The 26042-nt window shown below is 40.0% G+C and carries 12 protein-coding genes; 1 reads left to right on the top strand and 11 read right to left on the bottom strand.

Features of this window, described 5'->3' with window-relative positions; all coding sequences use genetic code 11:
* Nucleotide 1: 1 nt before the first annotated feature.
* From DXB63_RS08090 to DXB63_RS08065, 6 genes are all read right to left on the bottom strand, one after another.
* A complete protein-coding gene (locus DXB63_RS08090; RefSeq protein ID WP_178301294.1) occupies nucleotides 2-1630 on the bottom strand; it encodes a Tat pathway signal sequence in 1629 nt (542 codons plus the stop codon).
* Between the two features lie 55 nt (nucleotides 1631-1685).
* Nucleotides 1686-3296, bottom strand: a complete 1611-nt coding sequence (locus DXB63_RS08085; RefSeq protein ID WP_122125903.1) for a sulfatase — start codon at nucleotides 3294-3296, stop codon at nucleotides 1686-1688.
* 8 nt (nucleotides 3297-3304) lie between these two features.
* Nucleotides 3305-6538, bottom strand: a complete 3234-nt coding sequence (locus DXB63_RS08080) for a chondroitinase family polysaccharide lyase (protein ID WP_122125902.1) — start codon at nucleotides 6536-6538, stop codon at nucleotides 3305-3307.
* A gap of 77 nt (nucleotides 6539-6615) precedes the next feature.
* Nucleotides 6616-8619, bottom strand: a complete 2004-nt coding sequence (gene hepC / locus DXB63_RS08075) for a heparin-sulfate lyase HepC (protein WP_122125901.1) — start codon at nucleotides 8617-8619, stop codon at nucleotides 6616-6618.
* A gap of 6 nt (nucleotides 8620-8625) precedes the next feature.
* Nucleotides 8626-9909: a DUF4995 domain-containing protein gene (locus DXB63_RS08070; RefSeq protein ID WP_122125900.1), complete on the bottom strand. Its 1284-nt coding sequence runs from the start codon at nucleotides 9907-9909 to the stop codon at nucleotides 8626-8628.
* A gap of 147 nt (nucleotides 9910-10056) precedes the next feature.
* Entirely contained in the window at nucleotides 10057-14121 is a 4065-nt protein-coding gene (locus tag DXB63_RS08065; RefSeq protein WP_122126003.1) for a two-component regulator propeller domain-containing protein, read from the bottom strand.
* Nucleotides 14122-14395: 274 nt separating this feature from the next.
* On the opposite strand from DXB63_RS08065, the gene DXB63_RS08060 reads away from it, so the two are divergent.
* Entirely contained in the window at nucleotides 14396-18604 is a 4209-nt protein-coding gene (locus DXB63_RS08060) for a chondroitinase family polysaccharide lyase (protein WP_122348149.1), read from the top strand.
* 737 nt (nucleotides 18605-19341) lie between these two features.
* Here DXB63_RS08060 and DXB63_RS08055 read toward each other — a convergent pair.
* The 5 genes from DXB63_RS08055 to DXB63_RS08040 all read right to left on the bottom strand — a co-directional run bounded on the left by DXB63_RS08055 (nucleotide 19342) and on the right by DXB63_RS08040 (nucleotide 26023).
* On the bottom strand, nucleotides 19342-20892 hold the full coding sequence (locus tag DXB63_RS08055) for a T9SS type A sorting domain-containing protein (protein WP_122125898.1): 1551 nt from the start codon (nucleotides 20890-20892) through the stop codon (nucleotides 19342-19344).
* 16 nt (nucleotides 20893-20908) lie between these two features.
* Entirely contained in the window at nucleotides 20909-21637 is a 729-nt protein-coding gene (locus DXB63_RS08050; RefSeq protein ID WP_122125897.1) for a hypothetical protein, read from the bottom strand.
* 24 nt (nucleotides 21638-21661) lie between these two features.
* Complete coding sequence (locus DXB63_RS17905) at nucleotides 21662-21820, bottom strand: hypothetical protein (protein ID WP_158563654.1); 159 nt, start codon at nucleotides 21818-21820, stop codon at nucleotides 21662-21664.
* 14 nt (nucleotides 21821-21834) lie between these two features.
* Nucleotides 21835-24063: a hypothetical protein gene (locus tag DXB63_RS08045; RefSeq protein ID WP_122125896.1), complete on the bottom strand. Its 2229-nt coding sequence runs from the start codon at nucleotides 24061-24063 to the stop codon at nucleotides 21835-21837.
* A 142-nt stretch (nucleotides 24064-24205) separates the two neighbouring features.
* Entirely contained in the window at nucleotides 24206-26023 is a 1818-nt protein-coding gene (locus DXB63_RS08040; protein WP_122125895.1) for a RagB/SusD family nutrient uptake outer membrane protein, read from the bottom strand.
* Nucleotides 26024-26042: the final 19 nt, after the last annotated feature.

Genomic DNA, 26042 nt, shown 5'->3' with positions numbered 1-26042 from the left:
ATTAAACCCTTTCTGCCCAGATTGGCGAGCTGAATGCCCATTGCTGATCCTTTTGTCTCACTCTAACGTAATAATAATCAGTATCACGTTCCGGTTCTGTATCTTCCATATAATGTTCGAAAGTAAAGCTACTTTCAGGCATGGCACGGTTGAACAGGATGGCTTCACTTAACCAACCGATCATAAAATGAGTTTGCGATCCTTCCAATAGTTCGCCAAGTGTATGCTTGAACTTCTTTCCGTTAAATTCGGCAGTAATCTTGCCGTCTTTTGGCATTGTAACGTCTAAGATAACAGCTTGTGTGGCTGGGGTTGTTGTATTGGGGTTCTTGCTGGTATATAAGTCAAGTTCCGTTTCTTTGTCATTGGTGGAAAGGATGCGGTTGACATGTGTATGAAACTCAGTCTCTCCTTCTTGCGGAGAAGTGAAAGCCGCCCCACGGAAACATGGGATAACGTTATTGATTACACCTTTATCTATACCTAATTTCCCCTGCCAGTGTACGTATTGCTCTTCGCGGTTCCATCCGAATTCCATTTTAATTTTGCAACGTACATTGTTGCCTTCAGGCATAACCGGAATGTGAGGGCCGTTCATACGTGCTAATACCCTGCCGTTTTTGATAATGTCGATATAGTCAATGCAGCTTTCTCCTTCTACATTCAGATAAATGCGACGGCTATTACCACGAACGACATCTCCCATGAAGGCATCATTCAAGCGGAAATCAATGTTGATTTTATCACCGGTAGCACAGCATACATGGCGTGTACGAAGCGCATCCCAAATTGCATCACGGGTGAGAGAAGGGGCTAATACTCCTATACGTCCGTCACCATAACTTCCCGGATAGCCGGAATGTTGGTCGGTAGAACCCATAATACCAAATTTGTGACCTTGTTCCAAGCCATACTGGATAGTACCTTCCCAATGACGTGGACCCATATCGTGAAGATATGGATAATCTCCCATATCGCTTTCTGCCAGTCCGTGGCGGGAATACATCTCGACAAATGGAGTTTGGTCGCCTTCGGTAAAGAATTTCCAATTATATCCACGATAACCTTCTTGGTAACCCATATGGTGAGGAGTGATGAATACTTTTTCATTTTTCAGTTTCTGTTTCCAGTCTTCTACTGAAGTACATTCTACCAAAGGAACATCAATGTCATGCCATAATGCAACATGGTCACCATGTTCCATACTGTGACACTCATATCCTGTAAAGGTCAGGAATTCCCCTTCCTTATTATATTCCTTTGTCATGGCAATGTACTTATCGTAATTACCGTTCCGCAAACGCTTGAAAGCACCGGTATGGTAATCTATTACCCATTTTAAGCGAGGATCGTCAGCCCCCGGAATATCCGGCCACATGGCATGAGGAGTAACACTGACAAAATCAAGTTGACCTTTTGCCGCTTCGAATGCATCGCGCATATCTCCGTGTCCGTAAGTTATATTGCAGTGGTTATGTAAGTCACCCCAAAACATTTTTAGGTTACTTGGTGACGGCATTATCTTTTTTGCTTCTTTACTTCCTTGTATGCATGAGCTCAGTAGGCTGCCTGATGCCGCTAATCCTAACATAGACCAGCCGGTATTACGCAAAAAATTTCTTCTATCCATAGTATTTATTGTTATGAGTTGATATTATTCTGTTTTATTTTATTGTTATACAATCTTAATGTCTTTCCTGATAACGGCGGTCACCATGAAACAACACTCTTTCTTTCTCTGTAGGATCTGTGTCACCGTACTGTTGCTGTGTCTCTTCAAGAAGTTTCATTAGTTCGGCCTGTTTCTCAGCGTACTCCGGTTTACCATATATATTGTTCATTTCCTTAGGATCTGTTTTCATATTATACATTTCCCATTCGTCTATATCATTATAGAAATGAATTAGTTTGAAATCTTGAGTACGTATTCCATAATGCCTTTTTACCATGTGTTCAGCAGGATATTCATAGTAATGATAATAGGCAGCCCTACGCCAATTTGCCGGAGTTTTGCCTTCGTTATCCCATATCGGCTTTAAAGAGATTCCTTGAATATCTTTCGGTATTTCTATACCGGCGTAATCGAGGAAAGTAGGAGCGAAATCTACATTCATGCAAATAGCGTTTGAAGTGCTTCTTGCTTTGATAGCTTTAGGGTAACGGATGATAAATGGCATACGTTGACATTCCTCGTACATGAAACGTTTGTCAAACCAACCATGTTCACCCAAGAAGAATCCCTGGTCGGAAGTATAAACAATGATTGTGTTATCTAATTCTCCTATTTCTTCCAAGTATTTTAAAAGGCGTCCAATATTCTCATCGACAGCTAATACTGTTGCCAGATAATCGCGCATATATTGTTGGTACTTCCAGCTGATGAGTTCTTTTTCATTCATGTTTCCTTTGCGGTATTCTGTAATTCGTTGTGCATAAGCTGAATCCCACTTTTCCTGCTCTGCGGGAGTCATGCGCATATACACTTGTTTGAACTTGTTGCTGTCCGGTAATGCCAATATCTCATTATGCTTTAATAATTTCAAATCCCAATCATCCCGTAGTGTATGGGCAATACTCATATCTTGTTCGTGGGCAGCACGGCCACGTCCGTCATAATTATCAAATAAATTGGACGGTTCCGGGAAAGTCGTATTATTGAAAATACCCAAGTAACGTTGTGCAGGCATCCAATCGCGATGCGGAGCCTTTTGATGATACATCATCATAAAAGGTTTGTTCTTGTCGCGTCCTTCCAACCATTGGATGGCTTTGTCTGTGATGATGTCAGTGACGTATCCTTGTTCTTGTATTTCTTTACCCATCTCGTGGAAGTCGGGCTGATAATAATCGCCTTGTTCTTCTTGTCCGCTGAGAATGCTCCAAAAATCGAAGCCTTGCGGTTCGGAAATAAGATGCCACTTTCCTATCATAGCAGTTTGGTAACCGGCTTTCTGTAGCAATTTTGGGAAAGTCTGTTGGTTACCGTCAAATCTGCATGCGTTGTCCGTGAAACCGTTTATGTGGCTGAACTTGCCTGTGAGGATACAAGCTCTCGAAGGACCGGATAGTGCATTTACCGCATAACAGTTATCCATACGAATACCTTCATCGGCTATACGATCCATATTAGGTGTTTGAATCAGGTTGCCACCGTAACAAGACATTGCTTGTGTTGTGTGGTCGTCCGTCATCATAAATATTATATTAGGGCGCTTGACCTCTTTTTTGTCCCCGCCGCATGAAGCAAGTGTTAATGCGGTAAGCGGGATTAATAATGCGGTTTGATTTGTTCTCATGATATGTCTTATTTATTTAATTTGAATATTTGTTGTTCATTATCTATCGTTATCTTCAAGAAATATATGCCATTGGACAGAGATTTAATGTTTATGACTGTTTTTTTGTTACTCTCTCTTCCGGTACGGATCGTTTTTCCGCTAATATCCATTAATGTCCATGCGTATTCTTTTGTCTCTGATAGCAGTATGTTGCATTGATCATTTGATATAAATGTGTGAATGGTTGTTTTATTTATGTTTTTATCGCAATTGTTGGTACTGCCGTTGTTTAGTTTTACACGATAGGTTTTACCATCACGAGCAGTCGGGTAATAAAGAGTGCTAATACCATTCTGGCTACTGACAGATATTTCACTGTTATCCTCTTTTGATTTTGTATAAACTCCATTAAGCTCAATAAGGATTTCGGATACTGTACTCTCCGCTTTTTCTATTTCTTCGTCAATCTGGTCATTATTAGCTGCGCTTGGTCTATTCATGTCGGGATTGCTGAAAGCTACTTCAGTCGTTCCGTCACATTCTTTAGTCATGACTAATAAAGGAATGTTTACTTTATGTATGTTACAAATATCTACTTCTTTATCTTTTTCGAAAATAGAAGCCGCCAATATTTTGTCATCTAAATGATAAATGGCATGAGCTGTTTTATCTTGCCTTAGTACTTTAATAGGTTGATTAATTTTGTATTGTGTGACTTGTTCGTCCGTCGGTTTAATCAACCATGTGTAATTATAGCTTTGTGGAGTAGATATGTCTGTACCGTGATTAATGAATGCGGTACAATAATTATCGTTCATTTTAAATTGCACTTTACCGTCAACAATATATGCATTACCAAAATTATCCTTAATGAGGGGATTTTTGTCGGACGTCATTTCTTTAGTTACGCTTTGTCCGTTTACAGTAATAGCACTATTATTTTGGATATTATTCTGAAATAAAGTGGTACAGAAATAAGGTGCATTTTTGGTATCTGTAATGTTACTTCCCATGCAGTATACTACATTTCCGAATACGAAAATGGATTTGTCGGCACGGAATGTTCCACTTATTTCTTTATCATGTATTTTATTGGTAAACATGGCGTGATTATCATCAAATCCAATTCCTCCCAAAAAAGTTTCATCAGAGAAATTACGGTGCTTACTTAAAACATTGTAGTCTAAATCCTCATCGGAAATATATCTGACTGTCGTTCCCGGAATATTTCTCCAATCCCATGTTTCGTTATTCTTCGTTTCATCAACAGTTAGTTTACAACTGCGATATCCGTTTATTAAATCGGTGTACTCTATATTTCCATAGCTAAGATAACGCCCGTATATATTTTCCGTACCGGAGCTTTCATAATCCCAGATGTAACTGCTGAATCCTTTTATTGTAAATACCCATTCCGGTTGTCGTACGATTAGTAAGCCGGAGTATGGCATATATTTCGTGCCTGTTGGATTTTTCTCAGCCTCGCCGTTGAGAGCTTCCGCATCTAATATGGCGGCTATTTCGCCATAAGTAGTGCAATAACAGATATCGGTCTTTGCACTGCTGATGTAATCTTTTACAATTTCATTCTCGGGATTCCATAAGCGTTTGACAGCTGCAATGACTTCTGCATCATTCTTAGATAAAGCGAGGTAAGCAAATGCCGGAATTAATTGCTGTAAAATCTCTGTTTGGTGTGGAAAGCGACCTCCCGTAGCTCCGGGTATATTGTATATTGCACTAAGAAACCGAAAATTCAATATGGCTTCTTTTAGATTTTGATAACTTTCTTCGTTCAAGGCAAACGGGGTATCGTGCAAAATATAGTATAGGAAACACCCAACATATAATACTTGGGGGTAATAAGCACTATAATATGGTCCGTGGTGATGATAACCCGAACCATCTGGCTTTAGCGAGCCAAGATATCCTTGAGCATGTGCCAATGCATTATTCATGTAGTTTTGAAATGAAATCAGAGCTGTTGTCCGTTCTCCCTCGTCACTAAGAGTTAATGCATAGAATAATTTGGGAATAGCTAGTGCACGGATATAATCGGCCAGTTCTCCCGGATTCTCAGGCGTAATATATGTAGTCCCGAATCTGGTGAACCAGCGTTCAGCATCGGATATTTTTCTTGCTAAATCAGTATCCAATTCTTTTCGTAGCATGAATGCTGAATGGAAATAACCGGCACTACGTAGCATTTCAAAACGGAGTGTTCCTAGTGAACTGCCGTCTGCCCATCCTTGGTCATAATACCAGTTAAGGAGTTCAAGAACTTTATCTTTGCTGGTAGTATTACCATTCTTTTTATAATCATAAGCCAGTTGTATCATGAGGTTTTCACCAATATCACGAGAACTGACTACTGTGGCACCATCTATTTGTTTATTATGATAATGGTCGTAGGGGAGTAGACCTGATTCTTTGATAACAGGTTTGCTTGACGTTCCGGTATTGATGCGTATGGTACCGTTATTGTTGATTGTATATTCTCTGTTTATTCCTTTGCTTATGTATGATGTGATAGATTTATCCCGTTGTTTATAAATGGAATTACTGTTATATTTATCATTTCCCAAATACCAATTATCCAATCTTTTTTCTATTTCTATAAATGCCGCTTTTTGAGCATTAGTAGGTGGCATTGGACTTGGATTTGGTATATTACGTACTTCCAGATAACTATCTATACCTTTGTTCTCGTTTACGGTATATTGGAAGTCTGACATTTTCTCCCAGGATACATTACTTGTAAACTCAAAGAAGTCAAAGAACAATCTTCCGCTTCCTTCCTTCGGAGCACATATTTTCATTATAGAAATGTTACCTTTGTCCGTGTCGGGTAATCCCATATCGTTGACATATTCCGCCCAAATGCATCTCCAACCTTCAAAGTTTAATTTTATCGGTAGACTACAGCAATTGTTGTTATTTGTTTTTTGAAAGTTTATTATAATGGAAGCGTTTGTCGGTGTGTCATTATATATCCAAAGTCTTATGCCTCCTTTTTTATCAGAAGATGTACTTGTGATGTTGGAATCTGTAACAGTTAATATGCTTCCTGCATTCCAGTCCCAGCATAGCGATGATTTTCCTAATTTTGCTTTTTCCTGACTAATACTAAGTATACCTTTGGATGCGTTCCAGCCTGTAGGTATATTACCTTCAAAAGAATAAAGACTATCTGCATTGATTGTAGTTAGAGGAAGTGCTAATAATGCAAATAGAACTATATTTAGAATGTGCCTTCTCATAGTTTCAGGAATATGATATTTTAATTGTAATATCCTTCCACAGGAAATCTTATTTCCTGTGGAAGGTGCTTCACCTTTTAACGGTTTAGCAGATAGTTAAGGTTGTATTTTTGTTTGTCAATTTTAACATTGAGCTCCAGAGCGTTTTCATCGAATTTCTTGTTCTTGAATTCTGCAGAAATCTTCGGGGCTTTTCCATCATTTACAGGATAAATAACTGTAATGTAACGGACAGCCTCGTCGCTGTCTTTGTTTACATTGAAAGCGACAGCTGTACGTTCTACTTTTTTACGATAGGCTGTTGAACGCCAACCTTCTTCAGGTTTCATGGTCATTTCTTTAGAACCAAAACATTGCAATGTCACATTACTGTTACCTTCAAATGCACTTGTCAGAGCGTTATTCTTTAAGTCTAAATTTACTTTACCCTCACATAATTGGAAGTGAACATCTACATTTCCTTTAGCCGAACCTATAGCTTCGTCTACGATTACAAAGAATTTGTTATCGACAAAGAAAATAGAACGTCTGTGCTTCAGATCTTTGTAACTTTCATTTTCTGTAACCAATATCTGCGTCTTGCTTTCACCATCCCAAAGTAATGTCTTGGAATTTGTCGTTTCCAGGTTCTTGTTGTCTAATGTTAACGTGTTGTGTACCATTGTCTGGCGGAACCAGTTCCTCCACTTCATTACTTCATCATCACCGGCGTATACATAGCTCCCTGAATCCGGAAATAAATTCTTTCCATTCATCCATAATTCGAATGTTCCATTATCCGGTTGGCAATGCCAAAAAGCTTTAGGACCGGCTTTTACAACCATAACTGTTGCTGGATCAGTCCATGCGTTACGGAAGATAAAGAATCCGGAAGTTTTAAATGCTTTGGATAAGTACGGAGGTAATTCGCCTTTCTTGCCATCTGTTGCAAAGTATTTGATATATGGGTTTTTAGGATATACTTTAGACCATTTCTTGAAGTCTTTGATTACTTCGTTTTTTGTTGTAATCTTAGCATCGCTGAAACAAGGATTGGTATAATCAGGAAAACAAAGATTCATGTAAATCATGATCATTTTTTCTACCATATCCAAGTAATGTTGAGGAAATTCGTTCTTGAATCCGTTTACGTCAGCAACTTGTATTGCTTTATAGAATATGTTGATAGCAGCAAGGTGGTAGTGTGGATCAAGTTCAAACTGGCCTCCGTCATCATAAACCTGTACGTCTATTTCTCTATTTAGAATATCAATCCCACTTTTTCTCCATGACATAGCATCTTTGAATTCCGGAAAGAATGCTCCGGCATAAAGCATACGTTGTGCTTCGAACAAGAGATGATTCCCTTGATCTGAATAGTTACTCAGGATATGAACAGCATGTTTATGGTAATTTACCAGGAATTCGGTCAGGAATTCAGGTGTGAAATTAGGAGAATCTACAAAATAGAGGAACTGCCCTGTTTGGTCTTGCAGGCGGTTACTTACTTCTAATGGACGCCATGCAAAGCGAACATTTTCTGCCGCGCCTTTAATTTCTCCATCGCTGACTAGTTCATACTCATCTTTTTTAACCTTCACCAACGGATTTTTTTTGATCCAGTCCATGTATTGATATACCCATTCTTTGGCATATTTCTCATCACCGGATACGCGATATGCTTTCCCCATTGGAGTAAACCATTTATGACGATGGAGCTGCCAACGCAGTTCATTGTCTTTAACCGGCCAGTATTGCCAGTTAATATCTTTTCCGTAATTGAACGATGGTTGATATCCTTTGTGTACAAAGAATGTATGTTCTAATGCATCATCTGCCCACTTCTGCTCTTGTTTGCTGATTTTTACTTTACTCAAGTCCGTAATATCAGGGTGGTGTACATTAGTACGGTGACGATAATAAGTGAGTAACGCTTTTGCCGCATCTGCATCTTTTCCTTCTTCATGCAAAGCTTTAACTTTCTCTAGTCCGGGATAATCAAGATTAAGTAAGGGGAAAACCTCTGTTCTTAATTCTTGTGCGTTAGCTTTACCTGCGAAAAGAATGACTGCAAGCAAAAATAGATATTTAAGTGTTTTCATCGTTGGTTATTTTAAGTCTTTATAGCTAATTCCTTTTAAATCCATGTATCTTTTTAATGCTTCCAAATAATAATAGTCTGCATAATTTAATGGAGTATCGATTTCAGAGCCGTTAGGTAGCGAACCGGTAGAATGCATCAGGATGAATCCTTGATTTTCTCCGTCTTTTGCCAAATAAGTGTCACTTGAAAGGCTTTTCAATATTTTCTCTGCGTAATCGAAATATTTTTGCCCGTCAGCTGCCATTGTGCTCATCTCCAACATTGCAGAAGCTACTATGGCGGCAGCTGATGCGTCACGGGGTGTCTCCGGAGAATCAGGCGCATCGTAGTCCCACAAAGGAATCAGGTCGTCTGTTTTAACACGGGTCATGATTAGGTCAGCCACTCTTTCTGCGAAATTCAAGTAAGTTGTATCTTTCGTCTCACGATAGCAAGAGGTATATCCGTAAATTGCCCATGCTTGTCCGCGTGCCCATGAAGAATCGTCGTTTTTTCCTTGATGTGTTTGTTTACGTTCTACCGTGCCATCATTGTTATAGCTAACAAGGTGATATGAAGACGCATCCGGGCGAAAATGGTTTTTCAAAGTAGTGTTGGCGTGTGTTATGGCTATGTTTTTATATTTGGGATCACCGGTTTGACGGCTTGCATAAAACAGCAAGTCTAAGTTCATCATATTATCAATGATAACTGGAAAATTCCAAGTTCCGAAATCCCATGAACGTATACAACCGATAGTCGGATTAAAACGGCCTATTAAATTATCCGCTGTTTGAATTAAAGCGGGAGGCACCGTATCGTTCGGGGCAAGGCGTTCTGCGTTGCCGTAGCTGCAATACATCATAAATCCGAGATCATGTGTTCCTTTATAGTTTTTGACCGGATTTAGCATATTGGTATATTTTATAGCTTGATCTTTGTAATAACTATCTCCTGTCAGTTCATATGTATACCATAGACTACCGGGGAAGAATCCGCTTGTCCAGTCATGAATACTACTACAAAAGCGTCTTTGTCCTATTTTCTGGGTTGGGATGATACGTAGAGAATCTTTGAACATTGCCGGGTCTTTATCCAACTGCCTGCAAAGGAAATCCATGTCATATCCTGTCCAGATAGAACGTGGTAACTTGCCGGAATCCGCGATCTCTTCCGTTGTGAATTTCATTTGATAAGATGCGGCGTCGATTCCTTTTTTCAACCAGCCGTAATCTTCTTTAGGTGTTTGTTTGCACGCGGCAAACGTAAGTAACGCAAGTGATGCGCAAAGAATAAGATTCTTCTTCATACTTATTAAATTAAGAGTTAGCTATTGTTTATAATTTCAATAATGCAAATATAAACAGTCGCTAACTCTTAATTATTTAGGAATGTTGAAAGGAATAGAATGCGGGTATAAATGCTATTAATTTTGTTGAATTTCCTATTAATATTGTCACCCGCGTCTACTTTTAATATATTCAGTAGGTAAACAGCCGAAATATTTCTTGAAACTGGTTGCGAAATAGGATGGGGTGTTGAAGCCTACCATAGTACTTACTTCCGATACTGTATAGCGCCCGTCTTTTAACAGTTTGCAAGCCTCGTTGAATCTTATCTTACGGATAAAATCAATGGTCGATTCTCCGGTAATGGCTTTCAGTTTTAAGTGTAAATTAGAACGGCTCATATTCATCTCACGGGCGAACTCGTCCGTAGAGAATTCAATATTATCCATGTTCTTTTCAACGATGGCTACGGCACGTTTTAGTAATTCCTCGTCCATTGCGTTGAATGTGATCTTTTCCGGTTCTACTTCCAGGTTTTTGGAATAATGCTCAAAGATACGCCTGCGCGTACGGATCATATTTTGTATTTTAGCTGTCAGAACGGAAAGGGCGAATGGCTTGGGTATATAGTCGTCAGCACCTACCTGTAAGCCCTCCAACTGATCTTTTATGTCGATTTTTGCGGATAATATAATAACCGGGATATGGCAAGTCCGTATGTTCTGCTTTATTTGTTTACACATTTTTATACCGTCCATTACAGGCATCATCACGTCGGTTATGATAACATCTATATCTTCATTGTTCTTCAAGGCCTCTAATCCTTCTTCACCGTTTTCCGCACGTATGACAGTATATAAAGAAGCCAAACCGTCGGATAAGTATTGAGATATTTCCTGATTATCTTCGACAATCAATATTTTCCCTTTTTTCTTTTCATTGCCTTCTTCCTGAATCTCTTGTGCCATTTCCGTTTCCAGATAGAATGTTTCTTTGGTGTTGATAGAATGTTGGGCAACTTCTTTCTCGTTTTCCTCTTCCGCAGTCTTTATCTCTTCCGGTTTATACAAGGATTCGTCTTGTGGAATGTAAACCTTAAATGTACTGCCTTTATTAACCTCACTGTCTAAGGTTATTTTTCCATGGTGAAGTTCTATTAATCTTAGTATCAAAGACAGACCGATGCCACTACCCGAATGATCACTGTTCACCTGATAGAAACGCTCAAATATCTTTCCTTGTTTTTCTTTTGGAATACCGATTCCCGTGTCGCTGATTGTAATTACCAAATTGTTGTCTTCTTCTTTCAACCCTACGGTTATGCTACCGCCTTCATCTGTGAATTTGAATGCGTTCGATAATAGGTTGTTTACTATCAATTCCAAGTAATTGGCATCGAAAAGAAATTCCTTTTCGCCAATTTCGGAGTTGAATGAATAGTCTATGTTTTTACGGCGCGCCAGTTTGTCGTAGAACATAAAGTTTTCATCAATGAGCTTGTTTATATTGCCTTTTGCAACCTTTAATTCAAAAACACCGAGTTCGGCACGTCTGTAATCCATCAGCTGATTAACCAAATGAAGCAGGCGGTTGGCATTGCGTTGGATATGTTGTAATTGACCTCGCGTCCATTTATCACTCACGCGGTATAATAGTTCTTGAAGCGGAGCAAGGATTAATGTCAGCGGAGTACGCAATTCATGGGAAATATTAATGAAGAAACGCATTTTCATTTGGTTGATTTCTTCTTGTTTGTCTTTCTCCATTCGTTCCATCTTTATTTCTGCTTCCATGCTCTTTTGCATCCAGAAGTATCTGAAAATAAATATCACAAGTCCTGCTCCTGCAACGATGAATAATAGTATAGCCCACCATGTTTTATACCAAACCGGTAGAATGACGACTTCCAGCTCAGTGGTGGTGTCATTCCATTTTCCATCGCTATTAGCTGCTTTTACTTTAAATATATAAGTACCGTGAGGCAAATTGGAATAAGAAACGGTACGTTGATCAGTTACATAATACCATTCTTTATCATAACCTTCCAGTTTGTAAGCAAATGTGTTATGTTGTCCGGATATATAGTTGGATACGACAAACTCCAAGGAGAATGCAGACTGTGATGCTTTTAGGGTAATAGACGGGGTAATGCTTATTTCCTTATCTAATATACCGGTTTCGTCATCAGGGTGAACGCTTTTGTTGAATAGTTTAAGATCGGTGATAACTACCGGAGGAGTGTAAGGGTTGTCCATTAATAATTCCGGGCGGAATATGGTAATACCGTTGATTCCTCCGAACATCATGTCTCCGTTAGAGGTCTTACAATATGAATAGTTGTTGAATTGATTACTCTGCAAACCATCTGTCTCGGTAAAGTTCCTAAAGTTTCCGGTAGAAGGAGAATAGCAGGCCAATCCTTTGTTTGTGCTCATCCACAGACGCCCGAATGAGTCTTCCAATATTCCGTAAATAACGTTGTTGGGAAGACCGTCTTTAGTTGTAAAGTTTTTGATTTCTTTTTTTGTTTCATTGACTTGATAAAGCCCATGACGGGTTCCTACCCAATACTCTCCGGGTCTTTTCTCCATAATGCAGTTTACAAAAGCTGTAGAAAGTATGGAGTCGTTATCTATGATGTTTTGTTTTTCTAAAACAGTTCCGTTGGTCTTGTAGGTAGATAAACCGTTTTCACCTCCAATCCATAGTCGTTTCTGTGAGTCTTTGAATAATACAGTGATTCGGTTGTTTTTGATTTTATTGCCTTGATTATCTGTCGGAATCGGATGAAATTCTTTCTTTTGCGGATCAAATAATACGAGTCCGTTTAATGTACCCAATAGCAGGGTATTGTTATCTCCGGGTAAGATTGCATAAACATTTTCATCCGTCAGGTTACAGCTTTTTGGAGTATAATGATTGACTTGTTTGGATTTACGGTGTAATACGCTTAATCCTCCGGTATGAGTACCTATATATACTAAGTCATTCTTTTCATCAATATATACGGCTTTTATATTATTTGACGCAATACTGGATGGACTTCCTTCCTGAAGCATATAGTGGGTAAAGACCTTAGTGTTCGGATTATAAAGATTCAGTCCTCTGTCGTTTGTGCCGATCCATATATTTTTATCCTTGTCCTCTACGATGCAACTCACTACATTGTCGTTTAGTGAGTTATGGTAGGGTATTTGCTTTAGGTGTTTGAAACGGTTTTTTAGAGGGTGATAGTAATTCAGTCCTCCGAAATAAGTACCTAGCCACATTCCTCCCTGCGAATCAAGGAAGAGGGAACGAATCGAGTTTTGTGATAAACTCCTGTTGTCCATCGGGTCATAGCTATATTTATAAAAGGAATCGGTAGACTCCCAATAGATATTAAGGTTATTGAAAGTTCCCACCCATAGTTTGTTTTGTGCATCCAATGCCAACGAGCGGATATAGTTGCTGCTTATACTTTTAGGGTTGTTGGGATCATGCTGGTAATTCTTGATGGTATTTGTTTTCGGATTAAACAAATACAGTCCTCCACCTTCTGTTCCGATCCACAGGCGACTTTCGGATTGAAAAAGAACTGCCTGAATACGTTTTCTCTTTAATTCGTCGGAGACGAAGGTCAGTTTGTTGTCGTTAAGATGGTATTGATATAAACCATTCTCTGTTCCTATATATAAAAGATCGTTTACTTTAAGCATACATACGGCAATCAGAGTCTTTAGCTCATTATTGACCGGCATATCGACAAATTTCATGTCTTTTGTGTCAAAACATAGAATCCCTTTATCTGTCCCAATGAACAACAGGTCTTTTCCTATTTCTTCTATGGCATTGACTTGTAATTTATTTCCGTTGATTTCATAACTGAAATTACTGAACTTATCCTTTTCATCATCATAAAAAGATAACCCTTCACGGGTTCCTATCCAAATTCTGTCTTTACTGTCTTTTTTAATAATTCTTGCTATTTCGTTGGCGATGCTGTTCGGATTGTCGGATTCATTGCGATAAACCGTGAACATATAGCCGTCATATTTATTTACTCCGTCATAAGTGGCGAACCACATATTCCCCTGTTTGTCTTGTGCAATGGAAAAGACGGTGCTTTGTGATAACCCTTCATTAATAGTGATACGTGAGAAGTTGATAGGTTCTGTTTCTACTGCTAATAATGACGTGTTTACGGCAAAAAGGGAGATAAGTATGAAATATAAGGTTAAAGTTCTGTTCATTCTACACATAAATTCGTTACTTTCTTTTTGCCAAAGATAATGAATCTCCTTTATAAGTTGCAATAAATTTACAGGATTTTGAGGTTTTGTATCTATCATTTTGGTATTTTATGTGAATTGTACAGAGCGAGTTAGACAAACTTGATATAGTATTCTACAGAATTGACAGACCTTCGTTGACACAATAGTTGTTTGATACAAAAGTGGAAGCGTTTTGCTTTAGTGTGTCCTATCTTTGTTTCATCCGATAAATGTATTAACCAATAAAAAAGCTATGGATAGAAAAGCACTATTATTTGTTTTGATTTTATGTTGCACTACTTTTCTCAGTGCACAAACGTATAGCCCCTCTGATCTTTCTATTAAGGGGAAGGCTCCCAAGGGAATAACGATAAAGGACAACGCTCTTTATATTGCGTTTTCCGGTGACAATAAAGTTGTTAAAACATCTTTGGACGGAAAAACAACTTTGTTGGAAATTACCGGATTAGGTACTCCGTTTGATGTGGACTGTGATGCTCAAGGACGGATATGGGTGGCGAATCGTGGCGCAAAAAATGTAAAAGTGTTCGATGCCGATAAGAATGAACTTAAAACCATCTCTTTCGATGAAAATGTGAATGGGGTGGCAGTAAGAAGTAACGGCCTCGTCTATATTGCAACCCTTTTGGCTGTACACGTTTACGATGCCGAATTTAATTTGAAGGAAAAGATAACGAAATTGAGTGCCGATAAGTTTAGGGAGGTACGGAAGGTTTATTTTGATCAATCGGATAATATGTACATTGTTGATAAGAATACAGGTACTTTGAAGATCTCTTCCTATGCCAATGAATCAGGGCAGGTTGATTGGATGATAAAGAAAGAGAATGGTAAAAATGTTTATAACCGTTTGGCGAGCATGACTTCTACCTCTAACGGCAATCTGATAATTTCTGCCGATGAACAGGTCGAAATGGGTATCTATCGTTTTGGAATTGACGGCATTTTTAAGGATAACATCGGTGAGAAGGGAACTACCGGGACTTTCAATGCTCCTTACGGTCTGGCGGTAGATTCGAATGATAATCTGTATATTGCGGATTCAAAGAACGATGCAGTAATCATGTGGAAAGCGTCTGATATAACTGCTCCCGTTGTTGCTAACTTAAAATTGGATAATATAACCCGCTCGACTGTTGATTTATCTCTTCTGACAGATGAGCCTGCTACTGTTTATTGGGCGATGGACGATGCGGATGGGGAAACTCCCGCTGTTGAGGCTGTAAAGCAAGGTGAGAGATTTGAAGTTAGCGAAGCCAATACGCTTGTGCGGAAAACGCTGACCGTTGGTTCTGTCTCTAATCAGAAGATATATCTGGTGTTGGAAGACAAATCCGGAAATGTAAGTGATGTTATTGCTACGGATGTTTTCTCAACCGGATTACCTTTGGCACTGAATTATTTATTCCCCTTGTCAAAGACTGCCGATGCCGTGACGATGGAAACGGTAGCTAATGATAACGGAACAGTTTACTGGATGATAACGGAAAGTGCGGTGACACCTTCCATTTCCGATATAGAGAATGGCACGGGTGCTGTGGCTGCCGCACATGTGGATAATGCAAAGGCAGGCGAGAGAACTACTTTTGAAATTCCGGGACTTACGGCGAAACGATATTATGTGTATGCTTTCTTGAAAAGCGGAAGTGATAATAGTGCAGTGCTTAATGGTGTAATCATGCCGGCAGGCGATGCGGAAAAGATTTATCAACGTTATTTCTCTTTGTTGGTGGGCGAGAACCCGGATTACAGTAATGCACAGGTTGTTGCACGTTATCAGGCTTTACGTTCCGGAGTGACTACCGCCCGTCAGAAGTTGGCTTCTTATCAATGGGAAGAGGGGCTTGAACCTTTCGACTTGTCTAGTAATAATACAAGTAGCAGTACAGAACTTCGTGACTTGTTGGGTAACGTATTGTTGCCTTTGGCATTGAGTTATCAATTGGAAGGTCCGGCAGAAACTCCGAATGCGGATTATCACAATCCGCAGGTACTGCAAGAAATAGTGGGATTATATGATTATCTGGAAAAGAGAGGGTTTGTAACGAACAGTGCATTGGAGTTTTCCACTTCCGGACCTTACTTGGGGCTTGCCGGTTATTTTTATGCAAATATATTGATGCGTGAAGAGCTTCAACGTAGCGGGCAATGGCAGGTAGTGAGCGATAATATGAAGTGGGCTACCCGTATGGTGACGGATAATGTGGAAGGTTTGAATGATGATAATAAGATATGGGGAGCAGCAGTGGAACACAACGGAAGCCGTTCGGACGGAGTTCGTACCATCTATCACAACCGTTTGATGACGCTGGCTTGTCTGACGGATGATGAGTTGACGCGTGAAGATGACTTGGAATATCTTCGTCGTACGCTTGAACAGAACCTGAAATTGAATTCGGCGTGGGATGGTTTTATGAAACCGGACTTCACCGGGTATCATCATTATGGAGTTTGGGGAAATGCATATAATATCGATGCTTTGCATACTTCTTGCCAAATGGCGATGTTGCTGAAAGATACTCCGTATGCCTTGAGTGAGAGTGCGGTCGATAACTTGGCAAACAGTCTGTTGGCTTTCCGTCAGTATAGCGGTAAGTACGACGTTTCTCGCGGACTGTGCGGGCGATTCCCGAATCAGTTGAACACATTGCTTGGCAATATGCCTGCTTTTGCTTACTTGTATGAAGTGCTTGAAGGAGAAATGAAAGATCGTATCGGAGGTGCATTCTGCCGTTTGTATGATCCGGCTTACTCCGGTGTAATGGACAATACGGTTAAAGACGTGAAGAGTGATATTTATTTCCATGGCGGTATGCAGACCGTACAACTGATGAATGCTTTGAAAGCTAAAGATCTGACTGATGATGAAATGTCCGAAAGCAACCGTACTTATCCTTATGCGGCTATGCAGGTGCACCGTCGTGGGGAATGGATGGCTGCTGTGAAAGGATATAGTAAATATGTATGGGACTTTGAAACCAATAGCGGACAGAATTGGCTGGGACGCAATCAGAGTGCAGGAGGTCTTTCATTGTATGCTACAAAAGATACGGAAGGGGTAGTGACCGGTGCTGCAAGCGGTCTTGGATACAACGGTTGGGACTGGGTACACGTACCGGGAGCAACGGTTTTAAATATGTCTTTGGATGATATTGTCAAAGAAGCAAAGGCTTTTGAATGGGCAAAGTTCTCTCCTCAATATTTCTCGGGCGGTGTGTCTCTGGAAAAGAAGCATGGCGTTTACGGGATGATTTACAACGATATCCGTCAGGCGTATGATTATGATAACGGACGTAAATGGTTGGGAGTTAAGTTGTCTGCCAATAAATCCTACTTCTTCTTTGATGATGAGATCGTGGCTTTGGGTTCCGCTATCAATAACACTCATGCGGATTACGATGCTCATACCACTTTATTCCAGAATGAGCTGGCAAGTGCAGACACTCCGCTTTATGTGAATGGAGAAGCAAAAACCGGACTTTTCGTAGAGGAGACTCAAACAACAAATGTTCCTTGCTATCTGACGGATGCTGTGGGCAACGGATATGTGATACCGGATGCAAAAGGGCTGACCGTAAAGCGTTCGGAACAAATATCAATGAAAGACGGTAACTTGAGCGAAACGAAAGGTAACTATGCAAAAGCATGGTTGAATCACGGTAAGGAAACAAACGGCAGTTACGATTATCTTATCTACGTGGGCGGTGCGGACAAAGTGAAAGCTATGAGTGGCACTCCCGTACTTCCTTATACTGTGCAGCAACAAGATGAAAAGGCGCATGTGGTGTATCATGCCGGAAAGAAATTGAAAGGATATGCCTTGTTCCAGGCTGTTACAGACTTGAATGATAACTATATCGTAGCAGCGACCAAGCCTTGCATGGCAATGATTGAGGAGACGGGAGAAAAGAATATAACGATCAGTGTTTCCAATCCTGAACTTGGATTCTATCCGGAAGATAAGTTCCCGTATCAGGTGTGGAGCATCGACGCGGACAAGAGATTCTTGGATAGTGAAGAACAACCGGTTGAAGTGACGTTGAAAGGCGAATGGACGGTTGATGAAACCAATCCGAAAGTAGAACGTATAGGATATGATGCGGATAAGAACGAGACGACACTTCGTTTTAACGGGATGGATGCCGAATCTTTGGAAGTACGACTGAGCAATCAGAATACGTCGGGCATGTGTGCTTCTCCCGAAGCAGTATCCTTTACCTGCTATCCGAATCCGTTTACCGACCGTTTGACGTTGGACTTTGCTGATAATACGGATGCTGTCCGTCAGGTAGCATTGGCGGATGTTTCCGGGCGTATTGTCTATTCTGCTGCGACGGGCAGTGCCGCCCGATTGGTTATCCCGACCGCTTCATTAGCGCAAGGTGTTTATATCTTGCTGATTAACGGTCAGGCTACAGGAGAGAAATTGATAAAGAGATAATGTAGGTGTTAGTTTATATCCGCTTACGTTTCATCTCTCATAAGGGAGTGGCGTAGGGGAGTTCTTGATGAGTCCGGTGAGCGTATATCTTAGATATAGCTTTCACCGGACTTCTTAATGTTTTTCTCCTTAGTCCTATCGTGGTATCTCAGGGAGATTAAGTGTTTTTGTCCTGAAGGTTTAATCGTCTGACAACTGTCAGACGACTGTTTGACATTTGTCATACACATGACTGACAACTGTCGGACGATCGTTTGACAACTGTCATACGATAAATAGGTAAAGAGGAAAATGCTAAACCTTAAGGACGAATCTTGTTAATCGTAAGGACGAGAAGCATAAAACCCACGCTTGTATCACACAAACATGGGCTTGAATCGAGAATACTAATGTTTTATTCAAGAAAAAAATACGGTCCTTTGTTTGCAAACGATAGGAGTTTGTGAACAAAGGACCGTATGTTGAAAAACAGACTCTGCTACGGAATGTGTAAAAAGTCAAAGCATCCAAGTTTCCCCGCTTGAGCGGGGATTAAGGGGTGTGTAATCTTTCTTTGATTATTAAACTGTTGGAAAAGTCACACACCCCCTACCCCCGCTCAAGCGGGGGAATTGAGATAGTTTTGACACAACCTCATTTTCCCGATAAAATAATGGATAGGGATAAAAGTGAATAAAACAAAAGAGGTCAATCTTTGGTAAGATGACCTCTTCGTTATTCTTATTTGCTATTACTTCTTATTTCACAGCAACTTTAGTAGTAACAGAGCTACCGTCCGCCATGATAAGACGTACTAAATAGATACCGTTTGTGATACCATTCAGGCTTACAGTATTGGCAGGTTGAGCTACTATCATTGCACTCTGACCGGCAATGTTGTATAATTCAACTCTGGCTACTTCTTCAGCGTTTACAATATTCAACTCACCGTTGGCAACGAAAGCGGCTGCTTTTGTTGTTTCGTTGCTGATGATTGAGTTAGGATCGGTATCTACTGTAATCTTGAAGTTACGGATACGGATTTTAGTTTGTTTATCACCGGGGGTTGAAACACTTTCTACTTTTGCTGCCTTAAATGCAATTGTCACACCCGGATTGTTGATTGTTACCTTTTCATTGATAACTGCCAATAAGTTTTCAGTCAATTCTCCATCGGCAGGATTTAATCCGACTTGGTCTTCCGGAACAAGTTGTGATTTGATGGTTGTCCATGTTGCAGTCTTTACATCGTCCACGTAGTCTGTAGAGTAAAGTAGGTCTACGTTCGAGATCTTTTGGTCTATTGCTTCACGTCCTATCTGGAAGTTGATATATTTGTCTCCTGTTGCAGAGAAATCGATCTTCGGGGAAACAAACCAAGTAGTATTCTCTTTTGATTGTTTGTTGTCGGTCCATTCCATTGTATTAGGAACTTGTCTTTTGTTTCCTTCCGTATTCTTGTTTGCCAATACAGTAAACTTACGGTCGCCTGCCTCTGAAATGGAAACCCATCCGTTCAAATCAAGGTTTGCAGGGTCTTCTTTGTAACTGCCTGCGTTTGTAGAATCAAAACCGGGAACAAAGGTAGAGTCTAACACATTGATAAGTTCTGCTTTGTAAGCCCATTTTGCTTCGTATGGCAGCTGTGCGTTTATTTCTTTTTCTTTTTCTGTTACTTTAAATTGAGTAACTCTTATTTTAGCTTGGCTACTTCCCTTAGAAAAGCCTTCGGTAGCTTTGTCTGCTTTGATTGCCAGATAAACAGAAGGGGCAACCACTTCCGTTATAACAGTAACCTCGCTCATGGCAGTAGCTTTCATACCTGTTCCCGGCAAAATATTTGCTTTTAGCGAAGTCCACTCTGTTGTTTTGGGGTCTCCGGTGTAGTCGGTAGTGTACAATACCTCCAAGCGGGATGACAGTTGGTCGTCTGCATTTTTTCCACATTTGAAAGAGATTGTCTTAACGCTTTCATTTCCAAAGTTTAAAGCCGGTGATATCAAGAATGACGTATTGATAGTAGGGTCTTGTTGAGCATCCACAAACTCCATTGTATTCTCAATCGGTTTTTTGCTTGATACGCCGATATAAAATGGGCGTGACCCTGCCGTCTTTACAGATACCCAACCTCCCAGATCGTATAATGATTGGTCGGCAGTCGGTTTTCCGGCTTCAGCGTCCGTTACTTCTCCGTCAGCGTTGAGAGCTTCGGCTTTGTATTGCCAGTTAGCTGAATAAGGTAGCGCTTCCTGTGCAAAAGTTGTTGTTGCCATTGCAACAGCAGCAATAAGGGCATAAATTTTCTTCATGGTCTTATAAATTAAATTATTTAATAATGATGTTGTTTAAGTTTACGTTCTGTTTCTCTCTTTCTTTGTAGTTCCATTTAATGAAACGGGCATCACTGCTTACCGGACAAGTAAACTGGCTGTCCATTGTCAGTTTATTATCAAACCCTTCAATGTTTTTCCAATTGATACCGTCGGCAGATGTCATGACTTCAAATACTCCTTTAAAGGTATCATCACCTTTACCTACCAGGTTAAGATCGAAAGATACTTCTTTCGCTTCTCCTTCAAATGCGACAATGAAACTTACATTGTTATTGCCGAAGCGTACTACTGTCGGTTTACTTTCATCGGTTCCGGCATTTACCCAACCTTTGGTTTCGGGAGTCCATACGGCAGGAACCGTCTTGGAGAATTCCAGGTTGATGGGAAGTGGAGCCGGAGTAAGTTTCTTCACCTTTATTTCCCATTCTTTGGAAGAACCGTTGTTTTTGTTGACCGTAACCGTTTGCGGTTCTGTGAAGTTCTTGCTCAAACCGTTTGCCAAAGAACACCCGCTAAGCAATTTATATTTAAACTTAACGTTCTTCAGGTTTACATCGCTTCCGGCGATAACTTCTATTTTGGAAGTTCCTTCTTTCACATTCTTGATACTTCCGTCCGCCATTCCGCCTTCAATCGTGAACTTGGAAAAGCCTTGTGCGGATACTGTAAGTGAAAGGCATGCTATTGCTGCAACAGCAGTAAGTTTTTTGATTAATTTCATAACTGTTCTTATTTATAATAATTCTTATTCTTCATCTTCCCAAAATCCTTGACGACGTCTTGAATAGGCGGCTCCGGGATTGGCAGGCTTCTTGTTTCCCAAGTCTGTCGGTGATGTGGCGATTACTTCACTTTCCATTTCTATAATCTCAATCTCAGGTTTGATATATTTGTCAGCTTTCATAATTTACTTGTTTATTATTTAATGACTACTTTTTGATTCTTAATCACATAAATGCCTTTAGCGATGCCTGAAACAGTATTATTACCATTCATCAGTTCAATATCCTTAACTTTTTGTCCGTTCAGATTATATAACTGTACAAGCTGTGCTTTGTCTGATATAATATGTAACAGACCGTTCTCGGAGGTAAATAGGAGGGAACTGTTGTTTATATGTTCGCTTACATTTGTTGTTCCGCCTCCACCTGTTCCACGGGTAAGTTTATCCGGAGTTTTCTGGCTGCCATCGTTGGTGATGTAAGCCCGGAAAGCAGGAATCGTATTGTCTGAAGTCCCTATTGCGAATCCCGTACCTGTCGGGTCGAGTATATAAAGACCGGTAGCATCCGGTATATTGGTAAATGTACCTTTGAAAGTATAAGCTCCGTGCGTCACAGCAGGCTCGGCAATAGTGACCGGTATTTCTGTCCCCGTGAAGTTTTTTGTTCCATTGCTTGTTATGTCAACAATATAAGGAGTATTGGCTTGTACGCTTGTTCCTTCTTCCAAATCATTGAAATATACTGTTGTACCTGTACTGTTGGTAAATTCTTGTACCTTGATACCTTCCGGAAGGTTTGTTATAGGGAAAGGCAAACAGAGTGAACCGGAACCTGTGTAGGGATAGTTACGTTCATAAATCACGGTTCCCGATATGGGGTATTGGGTATTGAAGAAAGGATGGTTGTCGGTAATACGGATTTCACTTTCTGCAATTCCGTTTTCTCCATTGATTTTAACTACATTCTTCCAAGTGTTCGGAGCTGTTGCATCTTGATTTATATAGATTAGGCAATTTGGATTCTTATTGGCATTCAATGTCGCGTCAGATGGTATTGCAATTGCTGTAAGGTCGAGGCTTGTAATATCGGCAAGACTCAATCCGGCAAGTTGCTCTGCTGTCCATTCTCCGGTACATTTCATTGCACCGTCTGCATCAGTGGTATGAGTAGCTCCGGTAATAGTGAAATTAGCAATGCGTAGTTTGCCTGTCATGGGGGAGGTGATTTCTGTTTTCATAGTTCTGACAGCTATAACAACAGATGGTGCTACAAGATCTGTTGTGGCAGATATGGAGAGCATTTTGCTGGCTCCGACCCCTACTTGTCCATTCGGAATTAGATTTTCTTTCATACTAATCCATGTTGCAGTCGAGACATCTCCAGTGTAGTCAGTAGAATACACCAATTCCAGTTGTGCTACGATATCTTCTTTCTCTCTTCCGCATCGTAAAGATATCTTTTTACTTGTATTTTCAGGGAAGTTGAATATAGGAGAAATCATATATGAAGTTTCATTTGTTACTGCAGTGTAATTATACTCCATTGCGTTGGAAACTTCTACCTTTTTTTTATTATTATCTGTTGTTGTGGGTATGTAAAATAATTTATTTCCTGCTGTAGCAATAGACTCCCATCCTTCTAAATTATAATATTTTTGGGGATCATTTTTTAGGGTATTAAGGTTTATATTTTGATCCTTAAATACTCCATTAGCATCGATATATTCTTCTTTATGTTTCCAAGTGGCAGTATAAGGGATTGTCTTAATTTCTTTTTCTGTAACAGTAAATTCGGTTATTCTTATTTGTGCTTGCTTTTCACCTACTCCAAAGTTCTCAGTAGCTTTATATGCTTTGATAGCAATATGTATAGATGGTGCAGTTATATTTGTAGTAATGATAACATTTCCCATTACGTCAACTTTTAAACCAGTTTGAGGTAAGATATTTGCTTTTAATGATACCCACTCGGTAGTTGCGGCATCTCCTGTGAAATTTGTAGTGTATACAATCTCAAGATTAGATGACTTCTGGTCGTCTTTATTCTTTCCACATTTGAAAGAAATCGTTTTTATACTTTGGTTGCCAAAATAGAGTGCCGGTGAGATCAGAAATGCAGTTTGAGAAGGTGATTGTTGTCTATCACCAAATTCCATTGTGTTCTCAATTTTATTGCCACTAGATAAAGGTACAAAAAATAGTCGCTCTCCTTCTGTATTGACAGATGTCCATCCTCCTATGTCCCAATAATTTTGATTCGCATTCCATTTACCAGCATTATTGTCATCGGGAACACTTACACTCCCATCATCACCAATATATTTATTTTGATAATTCCAATTTGCAACATAAGGCAATGACTCTTGTGCCTGTATTGCCACTGCCATTACAGCTAGTAATATTAATAATTGTATCTTTTTCATGATAAAATGTTTTTAAAGTTATTAGACTTCAGTGTTATGGTGCTTTATTTTATTGTTCTGAATGAGAGTGAAGAATCCTTGCCGTTTATTGATTCGACCGGATTCTTCACTTATTTGGAATTGTAACTGAATAATCCGTTACCTATCGTGTATATCCCGGATTTTGGTCAGTAATCTTATTATTGATCTGTAACTCTTCCAAAGGAATAGGGAACAATTCATGCTGGCCGGAAACAAAGTTCTTGTAAGCAGGATAGGCATCGGCTTTCGCTGTGTTGTGGTCAGTATCTTGCTTCCCGAATACCTTCAGCACTTTATCTAAGATACCCCAACGAATTAAGTCATACTTACGTTGTCCTTCAAATGCCAACTCCAAACCGCGTTCCCAATAAAGAGCAGTACGGAATTTACCGGCTTCATTACTGTCGTCAATAATCATACTACCGTCTTCTGCCACCAAATCATATACTTTGGGAGCTTTATAGAATTCCGCATAATTGGATGAATTGATTTCAGTTGCTCCTGCACGTCTTCTTACTTCATTCAATAAATTCCAAGCTTCCCCGGTATTTCCGGTTTCATTATATGCTTCGGCTGCCATTAATACTACATCGGCATAGCGAAGTACGCAATAGTTAACGTCTACATTGTTAGGGTCTTTATAACCGATTGGCATCCATTCTCTACGCCATTTGCCCGGAGTGTAGTTTGCTCTGTTTACTACCGGAGGATTCTTTGTCGGTATCAAGTCACCGTTTGCATCCTGATCTTCTACACCACTTGTCATTTTGTATTTATAATAAGGAGCTTCTGTATGTTCCTTCTTAACTTTATTCCAATAGTAGAAAGTTGTGCTGATAGCGACATCACGACGTGCATCCTGGTCTTCATAGAAATCATACCATGCAGGTACTACCTGGAAGAATGCATTGGCACGGCCCATAACTTCAGTGGAGCTGACACCGCTTGATGCATCCACACGCTGACCTATATAAGTTCCCCACGTTCCGGCATCTTCTTTATCACCGCTGACAGTGAAGAAAGCAATTTCCCATAAACTTTCTTTAGAATTCAGTGTTCCGGCTGAGAAACTCTTGAATAATTCTTTATAGCCTCCGTCATAGAAATTATGATAGCCGCCTTGTTGGAAGGCTTCCCATTCCTTAATTACAGCATTGAAATATGTTTTACGAGTGTCGTCACTCGGAATTGTCAGTTTGCCTGTGTTCTTCAGTACTCCTAAACTATACCCTGCACGTTGAAGATATACCCGCATTAAAAGTGCACGGGCTGCTCCTTGGGTAATACGTTCGGGAGAGGAAGAAGCGGTAGCCCAATCCAGATTCTCTTTTGCATAATTCAAGTCATCAATGATTTGATCATAAATCAGTTCACGGTCTTTACGAGGCTGATAAGCACCTTGATAATCATCGGAAGCCTCTGTCTTGAAAGGTACGTCTCCCCAGTATTTAATTAAATCAAAGGCTAAGAATGCACGTAAGAATTTAGCTTCGGATACATATCCGCGCAATGTTTTATTATCCGGATCACTTTCATTTTTGAAAGCCTCCATAGCTTCAATGGCTGTGATTGTTGCGTTGGCGCGGTCAATCCCCTGATATTTATATTGCCACATATACTTGATCCACGTATTCGTTGTTCTGATTGTATAGTGCGAAATATCGCGGCGCGAGTCGTCAGAGTTAGTACCTTTAATGAAGTACATATCGTCAGAAGTAGGCATAGCCATTTCGTATTGGCCATAATGTTCTTGTTTTGCCAATACATCGTAGATACCGAGTACCAACATATTAGCGTGGTTTATGGCTTTAGGTCCTTCAAGGGCACTTTCCTGATCCAAATAAGAATCTGGCTTTTCTGTAAAAAAGTCCTGGCATGCTGTGTTCATAAACAATAAGGCAGCAGCTCCGAATGCATATATAAATTTATTCTTTCTCATGTTTGTACTAGATTAAAAA

The organism is Bacteroides sp. OM05-12, assembly GCF_003438995.1.
GTDB lineage: Bacteria > Bacteroidota > Bacteroidia > Bacteroidales > Bacteroidaceae > Bacteroides.
This window is presented reverse-complemented; position numbering and strand designations above follow the sequence as displayed.

Bases quoted from the DNA above. Each gene is read 5' to 3' on its own strand.
- DXB63_RS08090 (WP_178301294.1), bottom strand. From the start codon at position 1,630: ATGGATAGAAGAAATTTTTTGCGTAATACCGGCTGGTCTATGTTAGGA.
- DXB63_RS08085 (WP_122125903.1), bottom strand. From the start codon at position 3,296: ATGAGAACAAATCAAACCGCATTATTAATCCCGCTTACCGCATTAACA.
- DXB63_RS08080 (WP_122125902.1), bottom strand. From the start codon at position 6,538: ATGAGAAGGCACATTCTAAATATAGTTCTATTTGCATTATTAGCACTT.
- hepC (WP_122125901.1), bottom strand. From the start codon at position 8,619: ATGAAAACACTTAAATATCTATTTTTGCTTGCAGTCATTCTTTTCGCA.
- DXB63_RS08070 (WP_122125900.1), bottom strand. From the start codon at position 9,909: ATGAAGAAGAATCTTATTCTTTGCGCATCACTTGCGTTACTTACGTTT.
- DXB63_RS08065 (WP_122126003.1), bottom strand. From the start codon at position 14,121: ATGAACAGAACTTTAACCTTATATTTCATACTTATCTCCCTTTTTGCC.
- DXB63_RS08060 (WP_122348149.1), top strand. From the start codon at position 14,396: ATGGATAGAAAAGCACTATTATTTGTTTTGATTTTATGTTGCACTACT.
- DXB63_RS08055 (WP_122125898.1), bottom strand. From the start codon at position 20,892: ATGAAGAAAATTTATGCCCTTATTGCTGCTGTTGCAATGGCAACAACA.
- DXB63_RS08050 (WP_122125897.1), bottom strand. From the start codon at position 21,637: ATGAAATTAATCAAAAAACTTACTGCTGTTGCAGCAATAGCATGCCTT.
- DXB63_RS17905 (WP_158563654.1), bottom strand. From the start codon at position 21,820: ATGAAAGCTGACAAATATATCAAACCTGAGATTGAGATTATAGAAATG.
- DXB63_RS08045 (WP_122125896.1), bottom strand. From the start codon at position 24,063: ATGAAAAAGATACAATTATTAATATTACTAGCTGTAATGGCAGTGGCA.
- DXB63_RS08040 (WP_122125895.1), bottom strand. From the start codon at position 26,023: ATGAGAAAGAATAAATTTATATATGCATTCGGAGCTGCTGCCTTATTG.